At 44.8% G+C, this 25,254-nt stretch carries 39 protein-coding genes and 1 tRNA gene; 36 read left to right on the top strand and 4 right to left on the bottom strand.

Annotated features, from left to right (window positions below):
* Nucleotides 1–6: 6 nt before the first annotated feature.
* The 20 genes from BP688_RS04035 to BP688_RS03940 all read left to right on the top strand — a co-directional run bounded on the left by BP688_RS04035 (nucleotide 7) and on the right by BP688_RS03940 (nucleotide 8,475).
* Nucleotides 7–336, top strand: coding sequence for a hypothetical protein (locus BP688_RS04035; RefSeq protein WP_290597055.1), 330 nt, complete (start codon nucleotides 7–9; stop codon nucleotides 334–336).
* Between the two features lie 13 nt (nucleotides 337–349).
* On the top strand, nucleotides 350–514 hold the full coding sequence (locus BP688_RS04030; RefSeq protein ID WP_290597054.1) for a hypothetical protein: 165 nt from the start codon (nucleotides 350–352) through the stop codon (nucleotides 512–514).
* A gap of 6 nt (nucleotides 515–520) precedes the next feature.
* On the top strand, nucleotides 521–961 hold the full coding sequence (locus tag BP688_RS04025) for a hypothetical protein (RefSeq protein ID WP_290597053.1): 441 nt from the start codon (nucleotides 521–523) through the stop codon (nucleotides 959–961).
* Between the two features lie 8 nt (nucleotides 962–969).
* Nucleotides 970–1,251 (top strand): hypothetical protein, encoded by a 282-nt coding sequence (locus BP688_RS04020; protein WP_290597052.1) that lies wholly within the window; start codon nucleotides 970–972, stop codon nucleotides 1,249–1,251.
* Between the two features lie 43 nt (nucleotides 1,252–1,294).
* Nucleotides 1,295–1,537, top strand: coding sequence for a hypothetical protein (locus tag BP688_RS04015; protein ID WP_290597051.1), 243 nt, complete (start codon nucleotides 1,295–1,297; stop codon nucleotides 1,535–1,537).
* Nucleotides 1,538–2,014, top strand: a complete 477-nt coding sequence (locus tag BP688_RS04010; RefSeq protein WP_290597050.1) for a hypothetical protein — start codon at nucleotides 1,538–1,540, stop codon at nucleotides 2,012–2,014.
* Between the two features lie 186 nt (nucleotides 2,015–2,200).
* Complete coding sequence (locus BP688_RS04005) at nucleotides 2,201–2,428, top strand: hypothetical protein (RefSeq protein ID WP_290597049.1); 228 nt, start codon at nucleotides 2,201–2,203, stop codon at nucleotides 2,426–2,428.
* Nucleotides 2,425–2,715, top strand: coding sequence for a hypothetical protein (locus BP688_RS04000; protein WP_290624523.1), 291 nt, complete (start codon nucleotides 2,425–2,427; stop codon nucleotides 2,713–2,715). Before BP688_RS04005 ends, BP688_RS04000 begins: the two co-directional genes overlap by 4 nt.
* Complete coding sequence (locus BP688_RS03995; protein ID WP_290597047.1) at nucleotides 2,712–2,837, top strand: hypothetical protein; 126 nt, start codon at nucleotides 2,712–2,714, stop codon at nucleotides 2,835–2,837. The genes BP688_RS04000 and BP688_RS03995 overlap by 4 nt, the downstream gene beginning before the upstream one ends.
* A complete protein-coding gene (locus tag BP688_RS03990) occupies nucleotides 2,834–3,145 on the top strand; it encodes a hypothetical protein (RefSeq protein WP_290597046.1) in 312 nt (103 codons plus the stop codon). The genes BP688_RS03995 and BP688_RS03990 overlap by 4 nt, the downstream gene beginning before the upstream one ends.
* Entirely contained in the window at nucleotides 3,142–3,579 is a 438-nt protein-coding gene (locus tag BP688_RS03985; protein WP_290597045.1) for an HK97-gp10 family putative phage morphogenesis protein, read from the top strand. Before BP688_RS03990 ends, BP688_RS03985 begins: the two co-directional genes overlap by 4 nt.
* A gap of 3 nt (nucleotides 3,580–3,582) precedes the next feature.
* Entirely contained in the window at nucleotides 3,583–4,080 is a 498-nt protein-coding gene (locus BP688_RS03980; protein ID WP_290597044.1) for a phage neck terminator protein, read from the top strand.
* Between the two features lie 37 nt (nucleotides 4,081–4,117).
* Entirely contained in the window at nucleotides 4,118–4,342 is a 225-nt protein-coding gene (locus BP688_RS03975; protein WP_290597043.1) for a hypothetical protein, read from the top strand.
* A 40-nt stretch (nucleotides 4,343–4,382) separates the two neighbouring features.
* Complete coding sequence (locus BP688_RS03970) at nucleotides 4,383–4,718, top strand: hypothetical protein (RefSeq protein ID WP_290597042.1); 336 nt, start codon at nucleotides 4,383–4,385, stop codon at nucleotides 4,716–4,718.
* Nucleotides 4,704–4,915, top strand: a tRNA-Gln gene (locus BP688_RS03965). The genes BP688_RS03970 and BP688_RS03965 overlap by 15 nt, the downstream gene beginning before the upstream one ends.
* 61 nt (nucleotides 4,916–4,976) lie before the next feature.
* The gene (locus BP688_RS03960; RefSeq protein WP_290597041.1) at nucleotides 4,977–6,044 is read left to right on the top strand and encodes a hypothetical protein; all 1,068 of its coding nucleotides are present in this window, start codon (nucleotides 4,977–4,979) and stop codon (nucleotides 6,042–6,044) included.
* Between the two features lie 10 nt (nucleotides 6,045–6,054).
* Complete coding sequence (locus BP688_RS03955) at nucleotides 6,055–6,456, top strand: hypothetical protein (RefSeq protein WP_290597040.1); 402 nt, start codon at nucleotides 6,055–6,057, stop codon at nucleotides 6,454–6,456.
* A 46-nt stretch (nucleotides 6,457–6,502) separates the two neighbouring features.
* A complete protein-coding gene (locus tag BP688_RS03950) occupies nucleotides 6,503–6,766 on the top strand; it encodes a hypothetical protein (protein ID WP_290597039.1) in 264 nt (87 codons plus the stop codon).
* Nucleotides 6,763–6,945, top strand: a complete 183-nt coding sequence (locus BP688_RS03945; RefSeq protein ID WP_290597038.1) for a hypothetical protein — start codon at nucleotides 6,763–6,765, stop codon at nucleotides 6,943–6,945. The genes BP688_RS03950 and BP688_RS03945 overlap by 4 nt, the downstream gene beginning before the upstream one ends.
* Before the next feature lie 30 nt (nucleotides 6,946–6,975).
* Nucleotides 6,976–8,475 (top strand): Rho termination factor N-terminal domain-containing protein, encoded by a 1,500-nt coding sequence (locus tag BP688_RS03940; RefSeq protein WP_290597037.1) that lies wholly within the window; start codon nucleotides 6,976–6,978, stop codon nucleotides 8,473–8,475.
* 114 nt (nucleotides 8,476–8,589) lie between these two features.
* On the opposite strand, the gene BP688_RS03935 is transcribed toward BP688_RS03940, so the two are convergent.
* A complete protein-coding gene (locus BP688_RS03935; protein ID WP_290597036.1) occupies nucleotides 8,590–8,991 on the bottom strand; it encodes a minor capsid protein in 402 nt (133 codons plus the stop codon).
* Between the two features lie 252 nt (nucleotides 8,992–9,243).
* On the opposite strand from BP688_RS03935, the gene BP688_RS03930 reads away from it, so the two are divergent.
* The 16 genes from BP688_RS03930 (at nucleotide 9,244) to BP688_RS03855 (ending at nucleotide 21,941) form a co-directional block, all read left to right on the top strand.
* Nucleotides 9,244–11,811, top strand: coding sequence for a phage tail tape measure protein (locus BP688_RS03930; protein ID WP_290597035.1), 2,568 nt, complete (start codon nucleotides 9,244–9,246; stop codon nucleotides 11,809–11,811).
* Nucleotides 11,812–11,862: 51 nt separating this feature from the next.
* Nucleotides 11,863–12,408, top strand: coding sequence for a phage baseplate protein (locus BP688_RS03925; protein ID WP_290624521.1), 546 nt, complete (start codon nucleotides 11,863–11,865; stop codon nucleotides 12,406–12,408).
* Nucleotides 12,409–12,690, top strand: coding sequence for a hypothetical protein (locus BP688_RS03920; RefSeq protein ID WP_290597033.1), 282 nt, complete (start codon nucleotides 12,409–12,411; stop codon nucleotides 12,688–12,690). It begins immediately after the preceding gene.
* A gap of 4 nt (nucleotides 12,691–12,694) precedes the next feature.
* Nucleotides 12,695–13,531, top strand: coding sequence for a hypothetical protein (locus BP688_RS03915; protein ID WP_290597032.1), 837 nt, complete (start codon nucleotides 12,695–12,697; stop codon nucleotides 13,529–13,531).
* Nucleotides 13,528–14,070 carry a hypothetical protein gene (locus BP688_RS03910; RefSeq protein WP_290597031.1) on the top strand — a complete coding sequence of 181 codons (543 nt, stop codon included), beginning with the start codon at nucleotides 13,528–13,530 and terminating at the stop codon, nucleotides 14,068–14,070. Before BP688_RS03915 ends, BP688_RS03910 begins: the two co-directional genes overlap by 4 nt.
* Nucleotides 14,071–14,106: 36 nt before the next feature.
* The gene (locus BP688_RS03905) at nucleotides 14,107–14,460 is read left to right on the top strand and encodes a DUF2634 domain-containing protein (RefSeq protein WP_290597030.1); all 354 of its coding nucleotides are present in this window, start codon (nucleotides 14,107–14,109) and stop codon (nucleotides 14,458–14,460) included.
* Nucleotides 14,457–15,548, top strand: a complete 1,092-nt coding sequence (locus BP688_RS03900; protein ID WP_290597029.1) for a baseplate J/gp47 family protein — start codon at nucleotides 14,457–14,459, stop codon at nucleotides 15,546–15,548. The genes BP688_RS03905 and BP688_RS03900 overlap by 4 nt, the downstream gene beginning before the upstream one ends.
* 1 nt (nucleotide 15,549) lies before the next feature.
* Nucleotides 15,550–15,783, top strand: a complete 234-nt coding sequence (locus BP688_RS03895; protein ID WP_290597028.1) for a hypothetical protein — start codon at nucleotides 15,550–15,552, stop codon at nucleotides 15,781–15,783.
* Nucleotides 15,770–17,371 (top strand): hypothetical protein, encoded by a 1,602-nt coding sequence (locus BP688_RS03890; protein ID WP_290597027.1) that lies wholly within the window; start codon nucleotides 15,770–15,772, stop codon nucleotides 17,369–17,371. The genes BP688_RS03895 and BP688_RS03890 overlap by 14 nt, the downstream gene beginning before the upstream one ends.
* A gap of 84 nt (nucleotides 17,372–17,455) precedes the next feature.
* The gene (locus BP688_RS03885) at nucleotides 17,456–17,818 is read left to right on the top strand and encodes a hypothetical protein (RefSeq protein WP_290624519.1); all 363 of its coding nucleotides are present in this window, start codon (nucleotides 17,456–17,458) and stop codon (nucleotides 17,816–17,818) included.
* A 6-nt stretch (nucleotides 17,819–17,824) separates the two neighbouring features.
* Nucleotides 17,825–18,031 (top strand): hypothetical protein, encoded by a 207-nt coding sequence (locus tag BP688_RS03880; protein ID WP_290597026.1) that lies wholly within the window; start codon nucleotides 17,825–17,827, stop codon nucleotides 18,029–18,031.
* 1 nt (nucleotide 18,032) lies between these two features.
* Complete coding sequence (locus BP688_RS03875) at nucleotides 18,033–19,643, top strand: DUF2460 domain-containing protein (RefSeq protein WP_290597025.1); 1,611 nt, start codon at nucleotides 18,033–18,035, stop codon at nucleotides 19,641–19,643.
* Between the two features lie 3 nt (nucleotides 19,644–19,646).
* Nucleotides 19,647–20,048, top strand: coding sequence for a diversity-generating retroelement protein Avd (gene avd / locus BP688_RS03870; protein ID WP_349677333.1), 402 nt, complete (start codon nucleotides 19,647–19,649; stop codon nucleotides 20,046–20,048).
* Nucleotides 20,049–20,232: 184 nt separating this feature from the next.
* Nucleotides 20,233–20,376: a hypothetical protein gene (locus BP688_RS03865; RefSeq protein WP_290624517.1), complete on the top strand. Its 144-nt coding sequence runs from the start codon at nucleotides 20,233–20,235 to the stop codon at nucleotides 20,374–20,376.
* A gap of 141 nt (nucleotides 20,377–20,517) precedes the next feature.
* On the top strand, nucleotides 20,518–21,429 hold the full coding sequence (locus tag BP688_RS03860; protein WP_290624515.1) for a reverse transcriptase/maturase family protein: 912 nt from the start codon (nucleotides 20,518–20,520) through the stop codon (nucleotides 21,427–21,429).
* A gap of 317 nt (nucleotides 21,430–21,746) precedes the next feature.
* Entirely contained in the window at nucleotides 21,747–21,941 is a 195-nt protein-coding gene (locus tag BP688_RS03855; RefSeq protein WP_290597023.1) for a hypothetical protein, read from the top strand.
* A 211-nt stretch (nucleotides 21,942–22,152) separates the two neighbouring features.
* Here BP688_RS03855 and BP688_RS03850 read toward each other — a convergent pair whose 3' ends face one another.
* From BP688_RS03850 to BP688_RS03840, 3 genes are all read right to left on the bottom strand, one after another.
* Nucleotides 22,153–22,530, bottom strand: a complete 378-nt coding sequence (locus tag BP688_RS03850) for a cyclophilin-like fold protein (RefSeq protein ID WP_290597022.1) — start codon at nucleotides 22,528–22,530, stop codon at nucleotides 22,153–22,155.
* A complete protein-coding gene (purB, locus tag BP688_RS03845; protein ID WP_290597021.1) occupies nucleotides 22,527–23,861 on the bottom strand; it encodes an adenylosuccinate lyase in 1,335 nt (444 codons plus the stop codon). The genes BP688_RS03850 and purB overlap by 4 nt, the downstream gene beginning before the upstream one ends.
* Before the next feature lie 61 nt (nucleotides 23,862–23,922).
* Nucleotides 23,923–25,170: an acetyl-CoA C-acetyltransferase gene (locus tag BP688_RS03840; RefSeq protein WP_290597020.1), complete on the bottom strand. Its 1,248-nt coding sequence runs from the start codon at nucleotides 25,168–25,170 to the stop codon at nucleotides 23,923–23,925.
* Nucleotides 25,171–25,254: the final 84 nt, after the last annotated feature.

Below are 25,254 nucleotides of genomic sequence, written 5' to 3'. Positions count from 1 at the left end.
GTTTCGATGGTCGTAATCAAAGAGAACTTTGGTGAAGGTGGAGCGAACTTAGCTCCTGGAGGGGCTCAAGGTTCACCTGACCTTGCACAAGCATTGAGAGATATTGCCGACGATCTTGCAACGATAAAAGACATAATCAACGATCTTAAGGCCAAGTATAACGCATTGGTGGATCTCGTGAATGAGATAAAGGCCGATTACAATGCGCATTGTGCTGCGACAGGACTGCACTACGATGGTACCACGAATGTAACAGACACGACCAATGTTGTCACGACAGCCGATGCTGAGAAGAGCACTCAGCCCGATTTTGCACCAAAGACGATTAAAGGTTGAGGAGGTGATTTAGTTGAAGTTAAAACTCGTTAATGCTCCAACATACATCTCCAAAGAGTTCAAGCTGAAGAAAGGCGAAATTGTAGAAGTCAAGGACGAGAAAGTTGCAGAAAGAATGCTCGCAACAGGACTCTTCGAGACTGTCGAGGAGAAGAAGAGCAAGCCAAAGAAAGAGTGAAGGGCTATGCCCTTCCCAACGATTAGCGATGTCAGGAATAAGCTTGGAGATGCTTACACCACCGACCCACCAGATACGATAATCCAATCTTTTTTAGATAGAAGAATCGCGCAAGTCAAAGAGCTCACTGGCAGGGACTTCTCCGATTTTGTTCCTGAATCTATCTTCAAGTGGGTATTGTACTACGCTTGTGCTGATGTAATTGCGAGAGATTTGAGTGGAAAAGATTCTGCCGATGCTCTCGAGTACACCTTAGCTGAGTTGAGGGAGAGCAAGGATCCGAATGTCAAGTTGAAGCTCCAACTCATGGAACTTTTCAGACTTGAAGCTGATGAAGCCTTGAAAGTGTTTCTCAGATCACAGAGATCTTATGCCAAATACGAAGTGGATCCAGAAACGCAAGAAACTGTTGTTAGACCGACTTTGTTCAAGAGGTCCGCCCCGTGAGGGGGAATATGGACAGCAAGGACTGGCAGGAACTCGTGCAACAATTGCTTTTGGATGTTCAGAAAACGAACCAAGAACAACTTAGGATGCTCGGAGAACTGAAGGCTGATTTGGAGGCGATAAAACAAAAGCAAAAGGATCAGTCCTTAATTCTCGATAGGCATGAAAAGGACATATCTAACTTGAAGCAAGTACAAGAGAGACACAAATCCTATTTTAAGATAATTGGTGGAGCTTTTACGGTGATTGTCACGATTGTTTCGGCGTTTATTGCGTTCTTTAAATCGTAAGATGACAAAAAACAATATAAAGGATACAAAGAAAAATTTGAATGTGACCGAGAGTCTCAAGGCGATTAAGGTCCTTAAAATCGCCAAGCAATTTTTTGAGGACAATTTCTCCGACTTACTCGATGTCCAACAATATGGCCTCGCAATTGTTGTCAAACCAAGGAACTACGATGAAGTGCGAGAATTCATAGAGAATGTGCTCAAGTTCGAGGTTCCAGAGTTCGAGAGAGAGTTTGAGCGCAAGGAGAGAGAAATCGAAAGAGAAATGGAATTGGAGTTGGAGTAGATGCCAACTCAAGAGGAGGTTTTACAAGCCATACAAGAAATGGGTTGCGCAACATACAAGCAACTCAAAGAGCGATTCAACTTGCAATATAAAGGCAACAGCAACTTACCTCAAAGAATTAAAGCATTGCGAAAGCGCGACTTGATTGCAATCGCGAGGTTTGGTGGTAAAACGATCTTTCTGCCCAAGGAGTTCGAGTGCACGATAAGCGAGGCTGAACAAATATTGCTCGAAATGGGCTTCAAGAAGAGGAAGCCAGGGATGCAGAAGGGAGCAAGGATAATAAAGGAGGAATCTATGCTTAAATTGCTCAACGAAATCAGGAGCAACAAGTTAATAAGCATCTGGCAGCTTAAGTGCAAGCTCAATTGGAACAACAACACCTTGAAAAAATATTTGGATGTACTCGTGAAGCGTGGCTACATATTTGAAATAAGAGTTGGTGGGCTCCGGCTCTTCACGACATCCCTTCTTTAGGTCTTTTTTAAAACAGCCCATACGCATGGGCCATTTTCAGCGCGATATATTTCTTAGCTTAATTTCATAAAAATTAGACACTTGATATTTTTGAAAATGGAGCGAAGAGAGTAACTTTTTTGTCATTTATAAAGTCTCCTCGTTGTTGTCTTCGGGCTTTTAAAGTCTATTATTGCATGACCCCTCATGAAGCCACTACAACCAGAATCGTTGTTGCAAAAAGCGGAGCTAAAAGCAATCGTGACACTGATTATCTTGCTGACATTCCTTGTGAGCTATGCGTATTTGCTTAAAGTTGCAAAAATAGAGGTCTCGATAGACACGGACACTTTCAAGCTCCTCTTGCAGACTTTGCTAACATTGCTTAGCGTGGCTGTTGGGGGTTGGCTGTTCAAGGGGAGGGAGGAGAAATGATGGTTAATGTGTTCGATGACCGCAAAGGATCGGTAGCACACATACTCGCTGGTGGCGTGACAAAATTCGTTCCAGCGATGTTCGTAATTTTTGTCGCCTACGAGTTCATAGAGCACGTTTATCTCAAAGGCAAAGAACGAGAAGCGAACTTTCTTGGAGATTTCTTCGAGTATTCATTCGGAGCAATGCTTATGATGGTGCTCTTCGACCTCCTTGGCTGCATTGGTGTTGTTGTGTTCATGGCTTTCGTTGCTGGACTTTGGTACATCATGGGTAAGTGGAGATGAAATTGATAATTTTGGTTCCACGTGAAGGATACATCGAAGTAATAGAAGTTGGTGATGAGCTGAAAATAAGGAAGCTGCCAAGGAGCTATGACTTCAATCAGCTCAAGGAGGGGTGGGGTTGAGTTTCGCGAAAATCCTGGAAAAGAAGGGAATCGATGTAACGCTGATCAAAGTATTCGAGCAAGATATTGATGGATATTTGGAGGAATCAGAGCAAGTGGAAACTATTAGGGCTGTAATTTTGCCACTTAAATCCGAAGAGTTGAGATTCTGGCAAGAGGCTGGAATAACTAAGGCATCGATGAAGGCTTATGTCGATGTCGAGCTTGAAATTGGCTGGCAGATGGAGATAGATGGCAAGCGCTACATTATAAGAGCTTACGAGAATTACCAATCGTACAGAAAAGCAATTCTCGAGGAGGCAGTATGATTCGAATTAGGGACATTGACAAGACACCAGACTTGCTAAAAGCCTTGGAAGATGAGAAGGAGAGAATACTGAGTTTAGTCGGGGCATTCCTTGAAGATCAGATAAAAAAGACAATATCTCATGGTAGAGCTGAATGGCCACCACTCAGCCCAGAAACGATTAAACGCAAAGGCTCATCTAAACCATTGCTCGACACTGGACATCTTAGAGACTCAATCACCCATAAGGTTGAGGGAAATGCTGTAAAGGTCGGAGTCTTTGGTGAAGAAGCTATAATCGCAGCTGTTCACGAATTCGGAACTACGAGAGCTGGAAGAGGGCATAAGGTTGTCATCCCAGCCCGTCCATTCATAAGACCTACGTTTGATGAGAACATCCAAGAAGTTGAGAAGATCGTTGGCAGAGAAGTTGAAAAAGTCATAAGGAGGCTTTAAACCATGCTCGAAACGAAAATCTGGCAGGAGCTCTACAATTCAATCCCAAAGCAAGTTGAGATTGATGGAAACATAGTTGATGTTAAAATTTACAGGGCTAAGCAAAAAATCAAGCCATCTTACCCCATGGTCCTGGTAAACTTTTTGGATCCAGTGGTGGATCTGAACACTCCATTAAACCATGTTTTCAAGGTGGAACTTTCAAACGAGAGCGTGAAGTACACGAAGGGTGTCGTGCTGAGACAATCTATCGACTTGAGCATATACGATAGAAGTGTGAAGAGGATAGCAAAACTTCAAGAGATCTATTATTTGTGGGCCCTCAAACTCAAACTCACGGATGTGACAATATCGCGAGTTTTGCCACCGAGAAATTTGGACTTTGTTGAGAGTGGGTACATTTATAGGAGAGCAATCGAGATTGTTTGCAAGTACAGTGTTACGTGGGAGGAACTCGTGGGGATGATAAAGGAAGTGGAATTCTCAATAGACACCCAATAAACCCCTTTTTTAAAGTCATTTTTCTTAAGAACCCCCAATGTTTGGTTTCCTCGGAGAGTTCGAAGACAGGGTGGATGTTGCCAGGACATCGTCCACTCTGCTCAATGTAGCAACGCACTTCTTAGTCGTTCCATCGAAGAAGCGCATCTATGTTTGGTGCAGATCCAAGGATGTTGAGAAAGTCAAGAAGATATTTGGCAGAGAGCTCATCGAAGTGAAGGAGTTGAAGGGAGACATGAGGTTAGTCGTAGGAACGTACTGATGTACTTGGTTTGCATGTTGGAGCTCAATGGAGGGAGTGGATGCTGAAGTTGCTGAAGAGATTGTTGGGGCTCGAAAAGATTTGGGTGCGAAGGGAACGCTATAGTTGCGTGGATTGTTGCGTTGTTGAGGCGAAAAGATGTTATTTGAAAAACTTAGGATTCGACGAACAAACATTCAGTCAAGAACTCGCAAGGGAACTCGGAACTAATATGATTAATACGTTTTGGATCGATCACAATACGAGAGGCGTTAAAGTCTCGATATCAACTTATCCATACTTGAATTACGATCCAATTTGCTATGTTTTCGGATTTGAAGAAGGTGAAGTGGAGGAGGCCCTTAAGAGGGTAGCATCTCGAAGCCCCGTGGTGTAGTGGCAATCATGCCAGGCTTTGGAGCCCCCCACAATGTACCAGTGCAAGCAGCGAGTTTGGGTATGCGAGTAGGAGTAACTTGGTTGACGAAAGTTTAGTGACACCCGCAATGACAAACTAAGGCGAGCAGAATACCCTTATTACAACTTGGGGGGCGAAGAAACCTGGCGACCCCCGTTCGAATCGGGGCGGGGCTATTCCATTTTTTAAAGTCTATTTTCAGCCATGAAACCATGAATGGAAAAGAGGTGATCGAAATTGCCGAGTCTTAGTTCAGCGATCAAAATAAACATAAGGGATGCCACAGCAGCTATTCCAGGGCCAGCCTATGGAAAGCCCATTGTCATCGGCGAAGATCCAAACAAACTTGATTTGTTCAATCAAGTGAAAAATTACTATAGCCAAAGTGATGTCGAAAATGACTTCGGAGCCGACTCACCGATAGCCAAAGCAACAGCCAAGGCTTTCATGCAAGGAATTTCGGAGATAAAGGTAGTCAATGTGATGAAGGACGATGGCGCTGGAAATGCTGTTGCAGATTACGATACTGTTCTTGCCGATCTCGCTGAGAGGGCCGAGTACGACATAATAATTCCGACAATTGGTGCTGGAGATACAAACACTCAAAAACTCGTTGATCACGCGGGAGTGTACAATAAGCTCCTGATCCTCCCCTTCATAGGTTCGGTTGCTGATGCTCAAACAACTTTCGCAGCTCTAACAGCTAACGAGTTTGTCTACGCCATAGCCTACGATGCACTGACAGAGGGAGAGGTCGCTGGAGCTGTTGGAGGCGTAGTTGCAACGCTTAAACCTTGGCAAACCCCAGAATGGGTTGTCGTGCAAGGAGTGAATCCAGCGAGCTACAAGGACAGCGAAGTGGATCAGCTCGAGACGAACAACATAGCGACAATAACAGAAGTCGCTAAGGCTGTACTTTCTAACGCTCGAACATTGGATGGAGGGAGAGTTTACATTTCCAGAAGTAAGATCTACCTTGCCGAAGTAATCAAAACAGAGCTCGTGAACTTGAAGCTCAAGCTTAACAACATGGGTAAAGCCATACCATTCACACCATCTGGATTGCAAGTGGTCAAGTCAACCATAGAGAAAGTTTTGAGAGTGCAGCAATCCCTTGGAGTTCTAAAGCCCGATTGGACCGATGCCGATGGAAACTTGCACAGAGGTTTCGAAGTGACAGTTCCAGCCTACGAGGACATCTCCGATGCTGACAAGGCTAATGGCGTTCTAAAAAATGTCTCGGTTACAGCCTACTTGATGAACTATGTCGAGAAGATCGAGCTCGATCTCGTTATAACTCTGTGAGGTGATGTAGATGGCGACCGAGCAATACAGTATTGAGGACATCAAGGTTTTCGTGGATGGAGTTGAGCTCGATGGGCTTAAAGAGCTCGGAATAACCCCCAAAGACAAGGACAATGTCAAGCCAATCAAGGATTGGGCTGACAGGACAAAGGGATGGGCAATTAAGAAGAACACCGATGCTGAGGGCTCTATAACATTGCTTATGTCTGCCGAGGCGAACACACATCTTATGGAGATTGCGGAGAGCAAGAGGCCAGTACAAGTCGTAATAGTTTCGGAGAACGTGGAGCAAACGAGATGGAGCAAGATAACGATTGATCAGTGCCACTTCTTCTTGCCAGAGGTTAAGCCAGATCCAGAGGAGCCCAAGCTGACTTGGGAGTTCATAGGAACGAATTACAAGAAAGAGTAAAAATCCATTTATCTCATTTTTAAAGTCTTTTTCTTAAGAAGCTTGCATGGAAGTGAAGATTGGTGATAAGGTTTACGAACTCGAAAAGCCAAGTGGCTACAAGCTTTTGAAGGCTGTAGGTGAAGACAAGGATCCAGCCGACATAACCAGGGATCTGATTTTGCTTACTGTCAAAGAACCAAAGCTGACGAAGAAGGATGTTGAGGAAATGGATCCTGAAACTTTCTTCACGCTCGGTGCCAAGATAAACGAATTGATTGGAGAGGACCTAAAAAAATTGGAAGTGTTGAGGAAATCGAGCGAGAAGTGAGGGAAGAGCTCGGGCTTTATGTGATCGCAAAAGAGTTGTGCGTGGACATTGAAGAGGTTAAGAGTTGGAGTGTTGACAAGATCATAAGGTGGTCCATAGCTCTCAAGCTTATGGGGCAAGAGGCTAAGAAGCAAGTTGAACAACCGCAACGAAAAGAGCATTTAATTGTCTTTCGATAGCTTTTTATTTTTGATTTTAAATTTTGATTTGTGTCGATCAAGAAAAAGGTTGCAATTCTAAAAAAGCTCACGAAGAACGAGCTCGTTGAGATTTGCAAGAATTATGGTATCAAAGGCTATTCGGGCTTGAGTCAAGCTAAATTGGCAGAGCACATAGCGAAGAATTGCAACTTGAGTTTAGAGGAACTCGAAAACCTCGCCAACTCATTCATCGAACAAAGGTTGGTGGCGAAAGTCAACGATGCCAGAGATCATTTCTTGCTGAAGAAAGTTCAGATCGAGCACTTCAGCGATGACATGGTGATTGCCGATGTCGCTGGCTACAGAGTAAAGATATCCAATCTTGGTAAAGAGGATTTCTCTTACTCTTGCGACGAGAAGTGTGCCGATTATGTTTACCAAGTTAGGAAGGGGAGATATCCATTTTGCAAGCACTATCCAGCTGTTCTTGCAGAGTTGGTGTATCAAGGACTGGTAGATTCGAGCAAGCTGAACAACATTACAGGCAGAGTTCTCGAAGCCTTGCTGAATTTGGTTGAGGAGAGAAAGAAAGAAGAGGGTTTGCTGAAACCAGTTGGGAGAGACATCGAGAACAGCTTGAGGCAGGTTGTCGAGGATTATGTTGAAATTTCGAGACAGAACTCAAAAGTTGCAAGAGAAAAGTATCACAGTCCTCCAGAGAAGGTCTTCGAGATTCTTACAGAGCAAGCTTTCCAGCTTCTTGAGTTCGACACTATTGTAAGGACCAAAGAGTCTGGATGGGATCTACTTGTCATTGGCACGCATGCAACCCCACCATACATCGCTGTCATCGAATGCAAAACAGCAACAAGCGGAGTTTACGATTACATAACGAGAAATCCAGACTACTTGATCAAGCTGAAAACGTATTGTATAGATTTGGTCAAGGAAAAGTTGTTGGGGGTATACAAAGATTACGTTCGCTACATGGTTGTAGTTGGTCCAGACTTCCCTGTAGATATCGAGAGGTTCACAATGCAGTTCAGACACATGACTGGCGGAATTAAGCTCTCTTTCTTACCAGCACAAACGCTCGTGTACTTGGTGAAGAAATACAGAGAGAACCCTATTTTAACGCACGACTTGCTCGCAATGCTCTTCGAGTCGGAGAAAATCATCAGAAAGGAGGATGTTGACAGGCTTTTTGAGGAGGCTGACAGGAGAATAGAGAGCTTAATCGAGATTGCAAGGCAGAGGCTGAGGGAGCGGTTTAGAGAGTTTGCTGCCAGAACAGCCGATGCTTGCTTTGTCAAGATGGATGAAATTTTACTTCAAACACTCATTTACGATGTATTGAACGCTTTGCAACCTGACTTGGTCAAGATGGGGAAGAAGAGCACAACAGGTGTCACGACAATCCACTTGAAACACGATTACTTCAAAATTTGGGAGAAAGTTCTGAATGGATTGGTTGAGGAATTCGTTCGATTGCTTGAGGAGGAATCCAATGTCCAACAAAAGCGGACTGAATTGAAAGAAGATTTGATAAAGTTCCTTGAGCTTCGTTAATTTTTTATTACCTCAAAATTTCTTGGATCATTGGCAATCGCTTGGCAATCACATTGATGTTACAATCTTTTTCTTGGGCGTTCCACCACATACACTCTTCTTTAAGGTGGTAGACTATTTATCCATGTCTGGGATAATTGTGCACCTACACATCAAGTGGAGTGGCGGTAGTGGAGCGTTCTTATCTCCGATTTTAAATGATTTCTCATGTAGCTCCCTGCATTTGTCGCATGTAGCTTCATCATCCGTTGAGAGCCACTTGTAGCGCTTAACTCCAGCCTCTTTGTAGCGTTCGAGTGTGGCTTTGTTTGCTTCAACCGAGCGAGTATAATCTTCTATCAATTTGTTCGCCTTCTTCTTGACAGAATCGTATCCATATCTGCTTGCGTGGGAGATCATGTGCGCTATTGCCGTGTTTATGGCTTCTTCGACACTTGAGAAAATCCCTTCTTTTACGAGTTCCTCTAAATACTCATATACGACTTGCGGAAGTTGAATTTTCTTGAGTTCGCTCATATTATCGCAATATTTCTTGGATAACTGGCAAGCGTTTTGCTATCACGTTGATGTTACAGTCTTGTTCTTCGGGGTTCCAGAGCATGCACTTTTCTTTAAGACATTTAGCTAATTTAATAGACGATGTTTCGCCTCCAACCCACTCGAAGTAAAATGGACATATCTTAGCATTTTCAGAATTTTGGTCCATCTTTTTCTTCCCACCGAATAGCATATTTTCTTTTTTAAAGTCTATCAAATTTTAGTTTTTCGATGGAAGCTTTGAGAGGGTTGTATGTTCTGATCGAGTTCGTGGATAAAGCTTCTGAACCCATTAGACAAGTTTCTAAATCTGTAACTGACTTTAAGAGAAATTTGGAGACTACTGTAAAGCCCATTAAGGATTTGCAGACAGAAACGATGAAGGTCAAGCAAACGACAAAGCCAGTACAAGACCTTGCCTCTGCATTCGATAGGGTCAAAGTGAAAGCCTCCGAATACGTAACTTCAATGAAAACGAAGCTCTCGCATTTGACCGAAATCGTAGAGAAGCACAAGAAAGCCATAGCTGCAATAGGTACAGCTCTCTCGGCAATTGGATATGGAGGCTTCAGAGTGTTTGGAGGCTCCGCCAAAGATTTCGAGCGAGCGATCCTTGAGATGCAAGCCCGAACAACTTTGACAACCGAGCAACTCAAAGAAATGACAGAAGTTGTCAAGGATCTTGCAAGAGCTAACTCTGACTCATTCAAAACGATATCAGAAGTCGTAACAATTCTAACCGAGAGATATGGCTACCTCGGGAGAGAAACGAAGGAAACAGCCCAAGCAATACTCGACTTCGCCAAGGTGACAGGGACAGATGCTGTAACAGCTGCGAATTCGATAAGTGTTGCAATGAAAGCCTTCAGTATTCCAGCTTCGCAAATGTATGAGGTAACCGATACGCTAATCGCAGCCCAACAGCGCTTCGGTGTTCAATCGGCATACATCATCGAGCTGCTGAAGAGCAACGCAGCCCCACTAAAAATGCTCAACCTATCGTTCAGCGAAGCTGTTGGGTTACTCTCAGCCCTTGAAGCGAATGGTGTTAATGTTTCGAGGGCTTTAATGGGGCTGAGATCCGCAGCAGCCAAAGGCATCGATGTCAAGAAAGCTTTGAGAGAGCTTGCCGAAATAGAGGACTCGACAGAGAGAACGAGGAGAGCTGTAGAGATATTTGGCTCATACGCTGGTCCTGGCTTGGCAAGAGTACTTGAAGGTGGTACCGAAGCTCTGGATAAATTCATGTTGAAGATGGATGATGTGAGAGGAACGACCAAAAAAGCATCTGAAACAATTGACAAGAGCTTATCGGAGCAAATTGGGATCTTAAAGAACAATCTGACGATTCTGGCTGTTGAAATTGGCAAGACTTTGTTGCCAGTAATGAAAAAGGTTGTTGCAATTCTAAGAACTTTAACAGACACGTTCGAGAAACTTCCAACTCCAATTAAGGGACTCATTGGTGTCGTAGCTGGATTGGTAACAGTTGTTTCAGCTGTTGTAGGTCCGCTGTTGGTTCAAGTGGCGGCAATCACTTGGCTTGGTTTAAATTATACAAAATTGAAAGCAACGATTTTAGGATTAACTACAACACTCAGAACATTTGCAGTATCTCTCTGGACAACCTTGGCACCTCTCCTCCCATGGATCGCTTTAATTGGAGGATTGATAATGGCAATCCTACTACTCCAGGATGTACTTGTCAAGGGTTGGGAGAGAAGTTATCTCGGGCAGTTCGTCAATTGGCTCCTCGAAAAGCTTCCCTTCCTCAAGCCAATCGCCGAAGGCGTTGGCAACGCCATCAACTGGATGAGGCAGAGTATAGACTGGTTGTCGAGTGAAATCGGCGAGTTCGTATCCTGGATCCAGCAAGGACTTGACACATTAGGTCCCCTCAAATATGCCATACTCGGCCCCGCTGGAGCAATCTTATTCCTGGCCCAAAACTTCGACAAAGTAACCTCTGCAATCAAGAACTTCATCACTTGGATAAAAAACGCGTGGAAAACCCTAACAGAGAACCCGATCTTCAATCTGATCAAGACTCTGACACCATTTGGAGCAGCATTAAAAGCCTACGAGATAGTAACAAGAAAGACAATCGAAACAAAAACAATCAACCTCATCGAAACTTCAAAGAAAGAAGAGCTCCTCAGAAGAAACGTGACTGAGGAGGAAATCAGGAGAAAAGCGATAGAGCAATACGAATACATCAAATCAATCAAATTACAAGGAGTAACAAACGAGGAAGAAATCAAGAAACAGCTTGAGACCAAGTTCGGTGAAGTCATCATCAATCCCGAAATAATTCCGTACGTAGGCAAGCCAGAGTACGACAAGAAATTCTACGAAGAGGGCTCGATTAAGTTGAAGGTGGAAGAGCCAGTTTTCAAGCCAATAATCGAGAAGCCAGATATGTCGTGGCTCGATACATTATTTTTACACATTAAGCCAGTAGTCGAAGCCATCAAACTCCCATCTCTCTACGCTCAAGCTCTCATCAAGCCCATTATAGCGGATATCCCCAAGCTTCCAGAATTAGTTGGAGTTGTGAAGTACATTCCTAAACTTATTAAGCCAGAGCTTCCAAGTGGCATACTCAAATCAGTGGAAACTCTCCCAACCGAGCTCATCCACGCAACTTACCAAACGATGATCCACCAACCCATGACTCAAACAACCTACAACCAACCGATTACAATCAATAAGCTCGAAATCAAAACAGACAATCCAGATCAATTCTTCAAGGAGTTCATCAGAAAGCTTAAGCTGAAGCATTATGCGAATCCAGGATAATTCTTCAAGAATTCTTGACACTTCTTAAAGTCTATTCTCTTCCTCGGCAACATGGAGAATGTATTGCTCGACGATATTGAGCTTGAGGCTGTTCAAGTAGTCGATTTAACCGAAAAGACCACGGTTCCAGAGCACAGAGTCGAGAAGCAATTCAGCATATCGGACCACATCATCCTGGAGCCAGCCGAATTCTCAATCGAAGCAACAATCGACACATCAACAAAACAGAGACTCGAGGCACTAAGAGACTCAAAAAAGTTGTTCACGTTTGTCTCGGAGCTTCATGGCACGTACGACAACATGGTTGTTCTCAGTCTCTCCTTCCGACCTCTCGATTTGAGCAACTTGCAAGCTTCTATCCACATCAAGCAAATACGCGTGGCTGAAACGAAGACTGTCAGCATTCCGATTTCTGTAACTCCAAGCGAGGAGGAGGTAAAGGGTAGCACAACCCCCACCAATCCACTCGATGGCTGGATGGCCCGCCACTTTGAGGAGTACAAGAAGGAGGTACCAGAACAACCTCAGCAAAGCTTGTTGGATAAAGCTCTCGGATTCGTTAATTGGCTTACTGGTGGGCTTTTTGGAGGGGTGTAAATGGAGATTGGGAGATTGCCATTCGACAGAAATATTGGCTATCCTCAGAAGCAGAGTGTTAAGATAGGTGGCAGAGCTTACTTACTCTTCTACAGATGGAATGTGAAAGGTTTCGCTGTCCTCCGGATAAGAGACATTGAAAGTAACGAAATTCTGTTCGAGGGCAAGCTCGTGGAAAAGAAACTCTTCGAAATCAGAGACACGAAAACATACGAAACACTATTCGTGATTCTGCCTTGGAAGGTTACGGAAAGCGATTGCGAGGTTTGGGCGTTCTGGTGATAGCATGCTCTGGCTCCGGCACATTGAAGTGAGGGTTGGAAGCTTACTTTTCACATCCAACGAGCTCGACATCGAATTCGAAGTTGAAAAGAAGGAGGGTGAACCTAAGACAGCAACGATAATCGTTTACAACATCTCCCAACAAACGAGAGAACAGATTAAGACTGATATTGATGTGGAATTGAAAGCTGGCTACAACGATGACTATGGCACGATCTTTTATGGCAAGGTTGCGAGCGTGGATGTTGCCAGGAAGAGAGGAGATGAAGCAACGATAATAGAGTGCACGGATTCGTCAATCGATCTGAACAAGGAGCCAGTGGTGGTCAAGTATCCAGCTGGAACAGACGCATCGCGAGTAATCCAAGACATGTGCAGCGCTTGTGGAATCGCTATTGGCAAGATTGAGAACACTGGTGTAACCTTCGAGAAACCATTTGTGTTCCAAGGAACCCCCAAGGAAGTCATAGATGAGGTTGTAAAGCTGATCAATGGCAAGTTAAGGACAAGAAAACAATGGGATGGTTGGATGATGTCATCAATGCCAAAGTTTGGCGAGGAGTATGTTTTCACGATTGAGAACAATATGGCATTTCTAACAAAAGACAGGCTGTCTAACGAAGCCGAAGTACTCGAGTCAGAAACAGGATTGCTGGAAGTTAGTAAGATTAAGGACGATCAAGATAAATTCAGGATAAGGGCTTTGTTGAGGTGGAAAATACAAGTTGGCAGTGTTGTGGTTGTGAATTCTGAAAAGCTAAGCGGACAATTCGTAGTTTCTTCATACAAGCATGTTTGCAAGGGCGGAGAGTACTACACGGAGGTAGAGGTGATACCGTGATCGACGAGTTGCTGAAAATTTTGGACGAGAGGATTGAAAGAAAACTCGCGAGGATGAATACTGCTGCTTTGGGGGTAGTAACTCAAGTCGATTTACAGAAATTCCGCTGCAATGTCAAGTTGAAGAACAAAGTACATGGCAAGGAGGTAGAGTTGTTTGAAGTGCCAATAGCTGTGCAAAAATTTGGTTCTGGAAGCGTGATTGTGGCCCCATCGGAAGGGGATGTTGTCGTAATAATATTCTCTAAACACGAGTTGGAAGAGCAACTGAAGAACAATGAAATCGTGCAAGTAAACGAGATCCTTCGTTTCGGCATCAACAACGCCATAGTGATAGCGGGCATCCACACGTTGGTGGATCCAATTCCACAAATAAACCAAGATGAAATACTTATCCAGCACAAATCGGGCAATTACATCAAATTCCAGCAAGATGGAAGAGTAGTCATCAAGGGAGATGTCTACATCGATGGCGACCTCGATTTCAAAACCATAAGGGGAACTAACGCTGACGATGGTACTTGGCACAACCCACCCTAACTCGATTTTTAAAGTCTATTGGCTCCATAGCTCTCGATGACATGGGATTTCAAGTTCTCTCAAGGGGATCTTGTTATTAACGAATTGAAAAGACTCGAGAGGGTAACAGAATTCGAAAAGATAAAGCAGCATGTGTGGTTTCTCCTTAAAACTGTCAAAGGTACAGATTTGTTCAATCCAGAGTTTGGAGTTGATTGGTTGAAGATAAAGCGCTCGGGGCTGAACAAGGCTTTGATAGAACACGAAATCAAAAAAGCCCTCGCAAGTTACGACAAAATAAAGTCCGTGGATAGTGTGGAAATTTCTGACCCCGATTCTAATGGAAAATTGAGTATAAAGCTCACTCTGACAGTTGATGAGGGGAAAGTTGAGACCGAGGTGGTCGTATGAACTATGGAGTCACGGATTACGGATTTGTTGTCAAACCATTCAATGCGATATTGGATGGGCTGAAGCAAAGGGCTAAACTTTACCTCGGAGAAATAGACTTAAGCGAGGATTCCGAATTTCTGGCATTCCTAAAGACCATAGCTTACGACATAGATATGCTCTGGCAGCTGTTGGAGGATGCTTATTACGCTGGCTACATAGAGTTTGCCACAGGACAGAATTTGGATCGCTTAGTTGCAATTCTCGGAATTAGAAGGAAGCAAGCCACCAAAGCAACTGGAATTGTAACTTTCAGTCGCTCAACACCAGCTACGAGCAACATCGTGATTCCAATAGGCACAAAGGTTGCTACAGCCGATGGGTCGGTGATTTTCCAGACAATAGAGGAGGTCATATTGCAGCAAGGTCAGACAAGTGTAGATGCAGCTATAGAGGCTGTTGAACCAGGATCTCACGGAAATGTCGCCGAGAACACTATAACCAAATTACTCGATCCGATAAGTGGAATCGAAAGCGTAAACAATGCATCTCCAACAAGCGGAGGCAGCGATGCAGAGTCTGACGAGGAGTTGCGTTATCGGGCTATAACATATGCACCATCCGCAAAAGCAACAGTTTATTCCATAAAGGCCGCATTATTGCAAGTAGAAGGTGTCACAGATGTTAATGTTGAGGAGGACTTTGCAGAGTGCAAGGTAACAGTAACAATCGCTGGAGGTAATGATGCTGACATAACCAATACGATTGAGGATGTCAGGCCAGCGGGAATACAAGTAATATGGCAACGTCCCTCGATAAAAACTATCACAGTAACTGTTTCTGTCACAAAAATTGCTTCCTACGATGCAGCGACAGTTCAAGCAAATGTTCAAGCTGCTATCGACAACTACATCAATTCATTGCCCATTGGCGAGGATGTCGTGTATTCAGATCTGGCTAAGGCAATTCTTGCGGCTGAGGGTGTTGATGACATCAACAGCCTCGAGGCAACAGATGGAGTAACCACAATAAACGCATTTGGGCAAGCTTTGACAATAGAAGCCAACGAGAAAGCTCAAGCTGGAGCCCATGAAATCACGGTGACATGAGATGAAGAAGTTGCTTATCTTGCTCGGATTGCTTTGGATGTACACTTTAGCGCTTCTTCTTGTTTGTACGTTCCTTACAGCTTACATTTCTCCAGCAAAAAAGACCATCATATATGTCGATATTTTCGGAGAGGCGAATTACGAGTATTACATGTTTATGGTTATCGTTTCGGTAATGACTATCTCTCTTTATTATTTGCTTGAAAAATTGGAGGGGGAAAATGGCAAGCGCTAAGGAGATGCTGTCGAGAATCTCGAGCGCTTATAGGAAAGATGAAGATAGCAACAATTACAAAATTCTTTCCACGATTGCGGAAGAGCTGAGCGAGATAGAGCAAGTTATCGAGGAAATAAAGGTGGCCCGCTTCGTAGAGGTTGCAAGGGGTAGATCTCTTGATTACATAGCCAAACTCTTCAATCTCACGAGAAAATCTGGAGAGAGCGATGACGAGCTTCGCGGAAGGTTGCAAGTTGAGTTGCAAAAGTACTTGAGTTGTGGGACACTCAAAGATATTTTGGATGTAGTAGTATACTTTACGGGCCTCGACAGCAAAGACATCAAGGTCGTCGAAGCTCCAAAAGCCATACTCGGATTTGGTGAAGGATCGTTCGGGAACAATGTATTCGCTTCCCCCAAAGGTACATTTCGGATAGAGCTTTTAGAGGCGCCAATCCTTCAATTGAATTTGAAAGCTCTTTACAACGCCATAGATGTCGTAAAGGCAGCTGGCGTGTATTTCCAAAGAGATGGGACTCGCTTGTGGTATAAGATTCTCGCTCTCGCCAAGGGAGATTCTACAGTAGTGGTGCTTATATCCACGCCACTTGGCTTTGGTTACGATGGGTTCGGGGGTGGCCCATATGGGGGATTCTTGCTTGTGGTCAAAGCTGATGCGGAAACGAGCAACATCGATTTGTCGATTCTGGTAAGTTCCGCAACGAAAGCCAGAACTAAAAGTGGGCTTGGCTTCGGTCATGGCAGATTCGGAGAGCTTGGATTTTCAGAAAGGTTGGATGTTGCAATTGTAGCCTTAGCATTAACCTTGCTAAATGCAACTTTAGCCCTATGCGAGAATGCCGAAACGAAGTATCAAGTCGCCCCTTTAGGCTTCGGACAAAGCGGATTTGGACTGGTATCATTTGGAGATAAATTGCTTGTGATCGTAAAGGGTGATGTCGATCTGATAGACCTCATGATTTTGCAGACCTCCAACACAAATGCTGAAATTAGTAGTGGGCTTGGATTTGGGTATGGCGCCTTTGGTGAGTTGGGGTTCTCAGACAGATACGATGCAGCAACCATTAAGTGGTTGCTCGAAACACTTTCAGCAATTCTCGCAATTGTAGCACCACAAGCAATTGCAATTAGTATCCACACGTACTTCTCTTTTGGCGAAGGAGGATTTGGATATTGGCAATATGGAGGAGGAACTGTATCTTCAGCATCGGAATTGGATTACGTGGAAAAGAAGCGCATAACCTATTCCAGCGCTACGAACTTCACGAAGATGAAGTTCAATCTACGCCAGAATTCTGCTTCAACTGGTTGGATAAAGATTGAATATCAAATAGTTGCTCCCGATGGAACAGTAAAAGTTCCGTGGACAACATTGTGTGAGGTATATGGTGAAGGATCTGGATCATTTAATGTTAGTAGCGCATCTTGGTCAAGCGATCCAAACTTCGACAATGTTTATGAGCTAATGTTGGATTTATCTCTTGTTTATGGCGATACGATAGAGTTCAAGTTGCTTATGAAGAACTCGGATACCGAAGCTTGCTATAATGATATATTCGATGTTTGGGGCTATCAAGCTCTTTGATTTTTAAAGTCTAATTTTGAAGCCAAGCTATGGAGATCCGAGTTGATGTCAGATCTGAGATAAAACTCTTCAGGAGGGAGTCAGATGCCAGGAAAGATAATAACTGACGCGGGACTTAACGAACTGGCAAAACTCCTTTGCGGACAGGGGACACCGATGGCTTACATAGCATTAGGAACAGGTACCACAGATCCAACAACATCTGATACAGCTCTCGAGGCTGAAGTCATAAGGAAGCAAGCTACAGCGACTGTAAATGGTAGCGAGGTCGAGTTCGAGATAACGATCAATCCAGGGGATATCGTTGACAAGAACATTACCGAGATAGGGTTGTTCAACGCTCCTTCGGGAGGTGTTATGTACTACAGAGAAGTTAGAAACCCCCTATACTTCGATGCCACTGTTGGAGCTGTCATCAAAATAAAATGTTCGTTCTCGAGGGGTTGATGAACTATGAGGCAAAAGTTTTTGGTTAATACGGTTGATGGAGAGAAGGAGATCGTGGCTGACAGATACATCATCGAAGGCGATGAGTACGTGTTTTTGAATGGCAACGAAGTCGTGGATCGCATTAAAATCACCGATGTTGTTGGGACTGTTAATGAAGAAGGCGAGATGGAATCGGGTATAAGGACTGTTTTCTCGAGGAGCGTGATGTGATATGCCCACGTACACACCAAAATGGAATTTGGAAAAACCCGATAGGGGACAACTCGATTGGGATCTGCCGATTAATGCGAACTTTGACAAACTTGACAAGGCTGTGTATCAAGCGTTAAACGCTCACACTGGAGACAACGATTACGATGAAGAACTACCATTGCCAGATTTGCCAAACAGAGTGCTTTGGCTCTACGATTCAACTAACAACATGTGGGTTGAAATTCACCAAGTGTACATCCCGTACTTCATCAGCGAGGGATTCAGCCAGCCAGCCCTTAATGGATTGCTATTGGGGGGCTTTTGGATCGATAAGTATCAGTGCTGTCACCCCAAGGCTACGAGGTTCAGCAGAGGAACAGACACACCGAACTCTCCTGGCACAGTGGCAGCAGCTTCTAAACCACATGTTGTTCCATGGACCAACATAAACTGGTGGAACGCTAAAACAGCTGTCGAGAACAGGAACCTAATAACTGGAGAGAAAGCCACAGGATATGTTCTAACGTACAAGACTCAAGAAATGAGTGTGACTGGAGAAGCAGTTGGAACTGGCGATGGCTCTACAACCGAATTCTTGCTCGACTTCTATCCTGTGAAATCTGGATCGCTGACAGTCTACGTTGATGGTGTTGCGAAAACAGAGGGAACGGATTACACGGTAGACTACAACACTGGAAAGATAACTTTCACGACAGCACCAGCAGCTGGAGCTTCAATCACGGCAGATTACATCTACTACAAGGGCAGCAAATCTGAATTCTATGTCCAAACGATTGAACATCTCGTTGGCAGGATTGTTAGAATCGTGCAGAATGGAGTTACTTATCACCGCAGGGTGATCAAGCAAGGGATCGACACATCATCAGATTCTCTTGGTGCGAGGTACATAAAGGTGTTCCCGCCACTCCCATCGGAGATTAGGGGAAGTGGAGAGAACACTGTAAGGACCGAATCACAGAGCTATGAAATCGTTGGACATCATCTCGTAACAGCATACGAGTGGTTCAGTGTTGCAGCTTGGGCTGTCAAATACCGCTACAGGTTTGGCTTTGGCTTCCCCAAGGGCAACAACAATTGGGGCAAGGATTACAGGGATCCAAGGGAACAGAGGTATGAAGGTATTCCAGATCCTGTCAGACCTGGCTACAATGGCAACGACATCGCAAGAGTTCTTACGGGCAGCGGTCCACTGAGTTGGAGCCTGAATGGTAGAAGGAGCGGTGTCTGGGACCTCAATGGCAATGTTTGGGAGTGGGTTGACTTACTAATAGGCAGCGAAACAGACTTCGTAATCTCGCAAGGCTATCCAGGAGAAGGTCACTTACTTCCAACAACTGGTACAACATCAGGAGCCTCGATGTGGGTTGCAGAGCTTGAAGATTCTTCACAAGAGCTTGCGGAACTCGGTATTCCTAAAACATTGAGTTCCACGCCAAATCCAGAACTCGATGACATGCGCTATTGGCTTGACGAGACTCGTACTGGAGAACGTGCTGCTCTCCGGGGCGGGGCTTGGGGCTATGGCTCGCGCGCGGGTGTCTTCTCGCTGCACCTCGGCAGCGCCCCCTCGGCTACGTGGCACACCGTCGGCTTCCGCGGCGCCTTCTGAAAAATCTGGGAAACTGGAGGTCTGGTAAAAAGCTGGCTCTGGAGGTCTGGGAATCTGGCGAGCGAAAAACACGAGAGACTCAAAATCTACAAGAAAGCCTACGACCTCACTCTCTATCTTTTACCTCTTTCAGAGAAGTTTCCAAAACCTCAACAACATAATGGGCTCGCGAGCGAGTTGCGTAAAACATTGCTCGATATGCTGATGAAAATTGTTGAAGCGAACAACAGCAAGAGTGTTATTGCTCATGAAGAGATCGATGCATCGATTGAGAAGCTCAAGATCATCCTAAGACTTTCCAAGGACCTCAAGTACATCAGCATCAAGCAATATGAGCATGCATCAAAGATGCTGATCGAGATCGGAAAGATGAATGGTGGTTGGCTAAAAGCGAACACATCATGAGTCATGGTCATCCGTGGCGGGATGACGCGGGCCGGGCTCGGACACCCCGTGCTGCTATCCGGGGCGGGAATTGGGACAATGGCTCGAACGCGGGTGTCTTCTCGCTGAACCTCAACAACGCCCCCTCGGATACGTGGAACAACATCGGCTTCCGCGGCGCAATATCGTCGTGGATATAGGTGAGGTGACTACGGTTGCCTCACTGTCCAACGACGATACAGAGCCCGGTACCCGCCGCTGCTCAGCAATGGGCAGCGAAAAACAAAAAAGGTGGGGTGGAGTTAGTAGGTTCCCGAAAGCTCTGCCCCACCAAGCCACCCTCTTATGAGGGTCTTGCTTGAAAACTTATGATAATCTCTTTGAGATCGTTTGCTCTTTTGAACATCTCCTCCGATCCTTTTATCTTTGTCGCAAGGGTAAAACCTACCGCATTTATGCTTTGGAATTCGAGGCAAACCTCGAGGAAAATTTGTTCGAATTGCAAGAAGAACTTCGCACGGGAATGTGGGAGCCACAAGGCTACACGACTTTCTATGTTTACGATCCGAAAAAGCGCTTGATCAACGCTCCTACTTTTCGAGACCGCATCGTTCACAGAGCTGTTCATGATGTTATTGAACCAATTTGGGAGCGAATTTTCATTTATGATTCTTATGCATGCAGAAAGGGTAAGGGAACTCACAAAGGTGTGGATAGGTTGACAAAGTTTCTGAGGTCGTATCCACCAAAACAGAAAGTTTATTGCTTTAAAGCAGACATAGAGAGTTATTTTGCAAGTGTTGATCACGAAATTCTGTTCAAAATCATCAAAAGAAAGATCGTGGATAAAGAATTACTCTCTGTTATTTGGAAGATTATCGACAGCTACCACGAAGAAGGAAAACTTGGTGTCGGCATCCCACTCGGCAATCTGACATCTCAACTATTTGCCAACATTGTTCTCAATGAACTCGATTACTTCATCAAACACGAGTTGAGGGTTAAACATTACATCCGCTACATGGATGATTTCGTGATGCTTCATCCAGATAAAAAGCAACTTTGGGCTTGGAGAGATGAAATAGCAAAATTCTTGAAGAAGCTCAAGTTACAATTGCATCCAAAGAAGCAGATCGTTTTTCCAGCCAGCAAGGGCATCGACTTTTTGGGTTATATTGTTTTTAGAGATCATCGGAGGGTTAGAAGAAGGAATGTTCACCGCTTTTATCAGCGCCTCAAGAAGATAGCAAATGGGACCTTCGACAAAGATCCAGAACAATCGATAATGTCTTGGATGGGCTACACTATCCATGCGGATGCGTACGGACTCAACAAAAGCATAGCAAAGAAGTATCCAATTCTCGAAATCGGGTTGAAGAAGTTTTATCCAGATACCAAATAAAGAAATCGAAACTTATTTATACTACCCTATAAGTAAGTTATAACATCGGGATGTCTGTGAAGGTGGAAGTGCCAAGACTTAAGTGCCAACGTTGCGGACATGAGTGGGTTCCAAGGAAGCCCGAAGTAAAGAAATGCCCGAAATGCAAATCCCCATACTGGAATGATCCATCGAGAATGAAGAAAAAGCGAACTCCGAAGCACTTGCGCGAAAGAAGGAGTTGAGTGGTGTTAAGGGTGTTGGGTGCTACAGCCTCAAGGGTCCGGATGCGGGTCGGGATGCATTTGGCGGCTCTTTTTAGGAGAGAAGTGGGAGCCATGGATGAAAAGTTGCGTGAAGGTATGTTCAGAAATCTGAAACTAATGTCCTCCACAGGAACAGCCGTCATGAGTTTTCTGGTTGCAATGGTGGTTCTGCGCTACTCTAAGGTTGATTTAACTCTTTCTATACTGCTTTCCGCTCTTTTCTCGGTTCTGATAACGATTGCAAGAGTTCTCTCGGAAAGGCATTGATCCAATTTGTCATAATAGATAATAGAAAACTTTATATGCTTTCGCCCCAACAATAATAGTCGCAGGGTAAACCGGGCTGAGGAGATGCTGATGGGTTGAACTTGGGATTTTGAGGGTAAAACCTCAGGTCCTGATGTAAATCCGTTGGAAGGCTCCGAGGGGAAACCTGAAGAGCTTTTAAAGTCTCCGAAGCCGGGCCCAGATGCGACTCCTATTCTACAACCTCCACCAAAACTTCATCTCCATCTTTAACGTTCTTCAAAACTTTCAGGTCGCTGGTTATTTTACCTATTACGTTTACAGCGCTTGCAGGTCTGATTCTCTCATCACTGATTGGTGTTTTTCCGAAGAAAAGGCAGATGGCCTTGCCGGGAATCCAGTAAGCTACATCACCAAGCTCCACGACATCCTTTGAGTTCTCATCCTTGTTCACAACAACATCGGTAGTGAAGTAGATTTCGTCCCCCCATCTATTTGCTGTGCTTTTTATTGGGAGTGCAGCTAAAATCGCTCTAACAGTTTCTGGAGCCCAATCCTCAAAAAGCTCAACTTCACATTTCACGTTACCTGCTGTAATTTTTAGCTTCATCCCACCACCTCTCTAACCCACTTTGCAACTTTCTCGACTCTCTCAATTGCTGTGCCAAGGTAGTTTTCAGGTTTCAGAATCTCCCTGAGTTCTTCCTCGCTGAAATACTTCATGACCTTCTCGTCTTTCAGAAGTTCCTCTAAAAGCGTTGTGTTACCTTCGTAAGCTCTCATCGCTGCCTGCCTGAGAATTTCATGTGCCTCCTGCCTTCCAACTCCTTTCTTGGTCATCTCGATCATAACAGCTTCACTCAAATTCAACCCTCTCTGTATTTCCAGATTCCTCCTGATGTTCTCAATGTTGAGGGCCATACCGGAAACAACCTTGATCATCTTCGTGAGGATGTGGTCTGTAAGAACAGTCGCCTCCACAAGTGTTATCCTCTCGGCAGAGGAGTTTGTCAAATCTCTCTCCTCCCACAAAATCGCGGACTGGTGCTGTGGCTCAACAAAGCCCCTTACCACCCTCGCAATCCCGCAAATGTTCTCGCAGTCTATCGGATTTCTCTTGTGGGGCATTGTGGAACTTCCAACCTGTTTAGCCTCAAATTTCTCCATTACCTCTCCAACCTCAGCCCTCTGCAGCAGCCTGAAGTTGAGGGCTATTTTTTCGAGAGTAGTGGCGACATTTGCCAGAAACTCTATGTATTCGCAGTAGATGTCCCTTGGTATAATCTGGCTTGAGATGATGGCTGGCTTGAGGTTTAGCAACCTCATAACTTCTTCCTCAATCTCAAAACCATCCTTTCCGAAGGCAGCCTGTGTTCCCACCGCCCCACTCATCTGTCCTACGAGAAGTCTCTCTTTAAGCTGCTGAAGCCTGATGTAGTGCCTTGCAATTTCTGACGCCCAGATGGCAAACCTGAATCCGTAGGTGACAGGTAGAGCAGCCTGACCGTGGGTTCTTCCGAGGCAGACAACCTCCTTGTATTCTAAAGCCTTATCAGCAAGAAGACTCGCCAGTTTCCTAAGCTTAACCTCCAAAATCTTCACGCTATCTCTTAACTGCAAAGCCGTGGCAGTATCAATGATATCGTTAGATGTGGCACCAAAATGAATCCATTTGCAGTTGGTCGCCTCTGTTATCGCTTTAACAAGAGCCATTATGTCGTGTTTGATTTCAGCCTCAATTTGCCTGACCCTTTCAGGAGTGACACTGAAAGCCTTTTTTTTAGCCTCTCTTACCTCTTCTTCACTTAAATATCCTTTTTTGGCCAAAGCACGGAGAAGAGCCATCTCGACCCTCACCATTCTCTTTATCTTGCTGTCCTCACTCCATATCCTCTTCATCTCCGGGGTGCCGTACCGGTAGTCAATGGGGTGGACTATCATGAAGCAGAGTTGGACTGAAGAGATAAAAGGTTAAGCTTTCGAGACAAATATAAAAAGTAAATTAAACGTTTACGTTTTCAATAATTGTAGCTCCTCCCTGCCCACCAGCTCCACAGAGCGTGGCGCATCCGTATTTTGCCTCTTCAACATTCAGTATTCTTGCAAGAGTGCCTGTAACTCTTGGACCGCTTGCCGCAAGAGGATGACCGATGGCTATAGCCCCTCCTTTAATGTTGACTCTGTCAGGATCAAGACCCAGCTTCTTGATGGCAAAGAGCGGCACTACGGAGAAAGCCTCATTAATCTCCCAGTAGTCAATGTCTTTAACCTCCAAACCAGCGTGCTTCAAAGCTTTAAGGCTTGCAGGAACGGGGCTTGCACCCATTATACTGGGATCAATTGCCGCCCATCCAATGGAGACTATTTTTGCCATTGGTTCAAGCCCGTATTCTTTCATTTTCTTTTTGCTCATCAGCATGATTGCTGTAGCTCCGGCATTGAGCGGTGAGGAGTTGCCAGCAGTGATAACCCCACCTGGCTTGAAAGCTGGTGGCAGATTCTCGACCTTCTCAAGGGTTGTATCAGGTCTGATGGACTGGTCGGTATCAATTACCTTCATGCTGCCATCAGCCTGCTCAACCTCAATGGGCAGAATCTCTCCCTCCCTCTTCGTTGGATATCCATCGCCATTTCTGAACCACCCCTCTTTCAGAGCCTTTGTAGCAAGCTGGTGACTCCTAACTCCCCACTCGTCAAGGTCCCTTTTGGTCCATCCAATTTCATCTTTATAAACCTCAAAAAGCTTCTCTGCTGTTAGACCCATGCTCATTGCAGTCATAAGGTCGTATTTTTGTATCAGGTCCCCCCTCTTCATCATGGTCGGGGAGATTCCAAGGTGTGGGTTTAAATCCATCTGCATCGGTAGATGAGTCATGTGCTCGATACCGCACGCAATAGTGATTTCAGAGTAACCGAGCATGATTTCCATCGCACACTGATGCATTGCTGAAGTCCCGGAGTTGCAGACTCTCTCCGTCCCCTGAGCAGGGACTTCAACCGGAAGCTCAGCCAGCAGCGGAATTATCTTTCCACCATAGAGCCAGTTCTCCTTCATCTGCATTGTGCAGCCCGTAATAACATCTCCGATCTCCTTTGGGTCTATCCCGGTTCTGTTTACCATTTCCTTTATAAGCATCGCTGCAACTGCGGGCATGTCAATCTTGTTGAAAACATCTCTTTCAGGCTGCTTTGGCCTGCTCCTTGAGAATGCAGACCTCAAAAAATCTACGATATATACTTCCTCCACCATTGCTATCACCACCCTTTTAATGTTCAATTTTAAACATTTTCCATAAAAAATTAGGGAGTGAGATATTCACATCAGAGGATGCTT

Source organism: Archaeoglobus sp. UBA230, assembly GCA_002507545.1.
Classification (GTDB): domain Archaea; phylum Halobacteriota; class Archaeoglobi; order Archaeoglobales; family Archaeoglobaceae; genus Archaeoglobus.
The sequence above is the reverse complement of the archived record's forward strand: the minus strand, read 5'-3'. Positions and strand labels throughout refer to the sequence as shown.

Bases quoted from the DNA above. Each gene is read 5' to 3' on its own strand.
- BP688_RS04035 (WP_290597055.1), top strand. From the start codon at position 7: ATGGTCGTAATCAAAGAGAACTTTGGTGAAGGTGGAGCGAACTTAGCT.
- BP688_RS04025 (WP_290597053.1), top strand. From the start codon at position 521: ATGCCCTTCCCAACGATTAGCGATGTCAGGAATAAGCTTGGAGATGCT.
- BP688_RS04020 (WP_290597052.1), top strand. From the start codon at position 970: ATGGACAGCAAGGACTGGCAGGAACTCGTGCAACAATTGCTTTTGGAT.
- BP688_RS04010 (WP_290597050.1), top strand. From the start codon at position 1,538: ATGCCAACTCAAGAGGAGGTTTTACAAGCCATACAAGAAATGGGTTGC.
- BP688_RS04005 (WP_290597049.1), top strand. From the start codon at position 2,201: ATGAAGCCACTACAACCAGAATCGTTGTTGCAAAAAGCGGAGCTAAAA.
- BP688_RS04000 (WP_290624523.1), top strand. From the start codon at position 2,425: ATGATGGTTAATGTGTTCGATGACCGCAAAGGATCGGTAGCACACATA.
- BP688_RS03995 (WP_290597047.1), top strand. From the start codon at position 2,712: ATGAAATTGATAATTTTGGTTCCACGTGAAGGATACATCGAAGTAATA.
- BP688_RS03985 (WP_290597045.1), top strand. From the start codon at position 3,142: ATGATTCGAATTAGGGACATTGACAAGACACCAGACTTGCTAAAAGCC.
- BP688_RS03980 (WP_290597044.1), top strand. From the start codon at position 3,583: ATGCTCGAAACGAAAATCTGGCAGGAGCTCTACAATTCAATCCCAAAG.
- BP688_RS03975 (WP_290597043.1), top strand. From the start codon at position 4,118: ATGTTTGGTTTCCTCGGAGAGTTCGAAGACAGGGTGGATGTTGCCAGG.
- BP688_RS03970 (WP_290597042.1), top strand. From the start codon at position 4,383: ATGCTGAAGTTGCTGAAGAGATTGTTGGGGCTCGAAAAGATTTGGGTG.
- BP688_RS03955 (WP_290597040.1), top strand. From the start codon at position 6,055: ATGGCGACCGAGCAATACAGTATTGAGGACATCAAGGTTTTCGTGGAT.
- BP688_RS03950 (WP_290597039.1), top strand. From the start codon at position 6,503: ATGGAAGTGAAGATTGGTGATAAGGTTTACGAACTCGAAAAGCCAAGT.
- BP688_RS03935 (WP_290597036.1), bottom strand. From the start codon at position 8,991: ATGAGCGAACTCAAGAAAATTCAACTTCCGCAAGTCGTATATGAGTAT.
- BP688_RS03930 (WP_290597035.1), top strand. From the start codon at position 9,244: ATGGAAGCTTTGAGAGGGTTGTATGTTCTGATCGAGTTCGTGGATAAA.
- BP688_RS03925 (WP_290624521.1), top strand. From the start codon at position 11,863: ATGGAGAATGTATTGCTCGACGATATTGAGCTTGAGGCTGTTCAAGTA.
- BP688_RS03920 (WP_290597033.1), top strand. From the start codon at position 12,409: ATGGAGATTGGGAGATTGCCATTCGACAGAAATATTGGCTATCCTCAG.
- BP688_RS03915 (WP_290597032.1), top strand. From the start codon at position 12,695: ATGCTCTGGCTCCGGCACATTGAAGTGAGGGTTGGAAGCTTACTTTTC.
- BP688_RS03905 (WP_290597030.1), top strand. From the start codon at position 14,107: ATGACATGGGATTTCAAGTTCTCTCAAGGGGATCTTGTTATTAACGAA.
- BP688_RS03900 (WP_290597029.1), top strand. From the start codon at position 14,457: ATGAACTATGGAGTCACGGATTACGGATTTGTTGTCAAACCATTCAAT.
- BP688_RS03895 (WP_290597028.1), top strand. From the start codon at position 15,550: ATGAAGAAGTTGCTTATCTTGCTCGGATTGCTTTGGATGTACACTTTA.
- BP688_RS03890 (WP_290597027.1), top strand. From the start codon at position 15,770: ATGGCAAGCGCTAAGGAGATGCTGTCGAGAATCTCGAGCGCTTATAGG.
- BP688_RS03885 (WP_290624519.1), top strand. From the start codon at position 17,456: ATGCCAGGAAAGATAATAACTGACGCGGGACTTAACGAACTGGCAAAA.
- BP688_RS03880 (WP_290597026.1), top strand. From the start codon at position 17,825: ATGAGGCAAAAGTTTTTGGTTAATACGGTTGATGGAGAGAAGGAGATC.
- BP688_RS03875 (WP_290597025.1), top strand. From the start codon at position 18,033: ATGCCCACGTACACACCAAAATGGAATTTGGAAAAACCCGATAGGGGA.
- BP688_RS03855 (WP_290597023.1), top strand. From the start codon at position 21,747: ATGGATGAAAAGTTGCGTGAAGGTATGTTCAGAAATCTGAAACTAATG.
- BP688_RS03850 (WP_290597022.1), bottom strand. From the start codon at position 22,530: ATGAAGCTAAAAATTACAGCAGGTAACGTGAAATGTGAAGTTGAGCTT.
- purB (WP_290597021.1), bottom strand. From the start codon at position 23,861: ATGATAGTCCACCCCATTGACTACCGGTACGGCACCCCGGAGATGAAG.
- BP688_RS03840 (WP_290597020.1), bottom strand. From the start codon at position 25,170: ATGGTGGAGGAAGTATATATCGTAGATTTTTTGAGGTCTGCATTCTCA.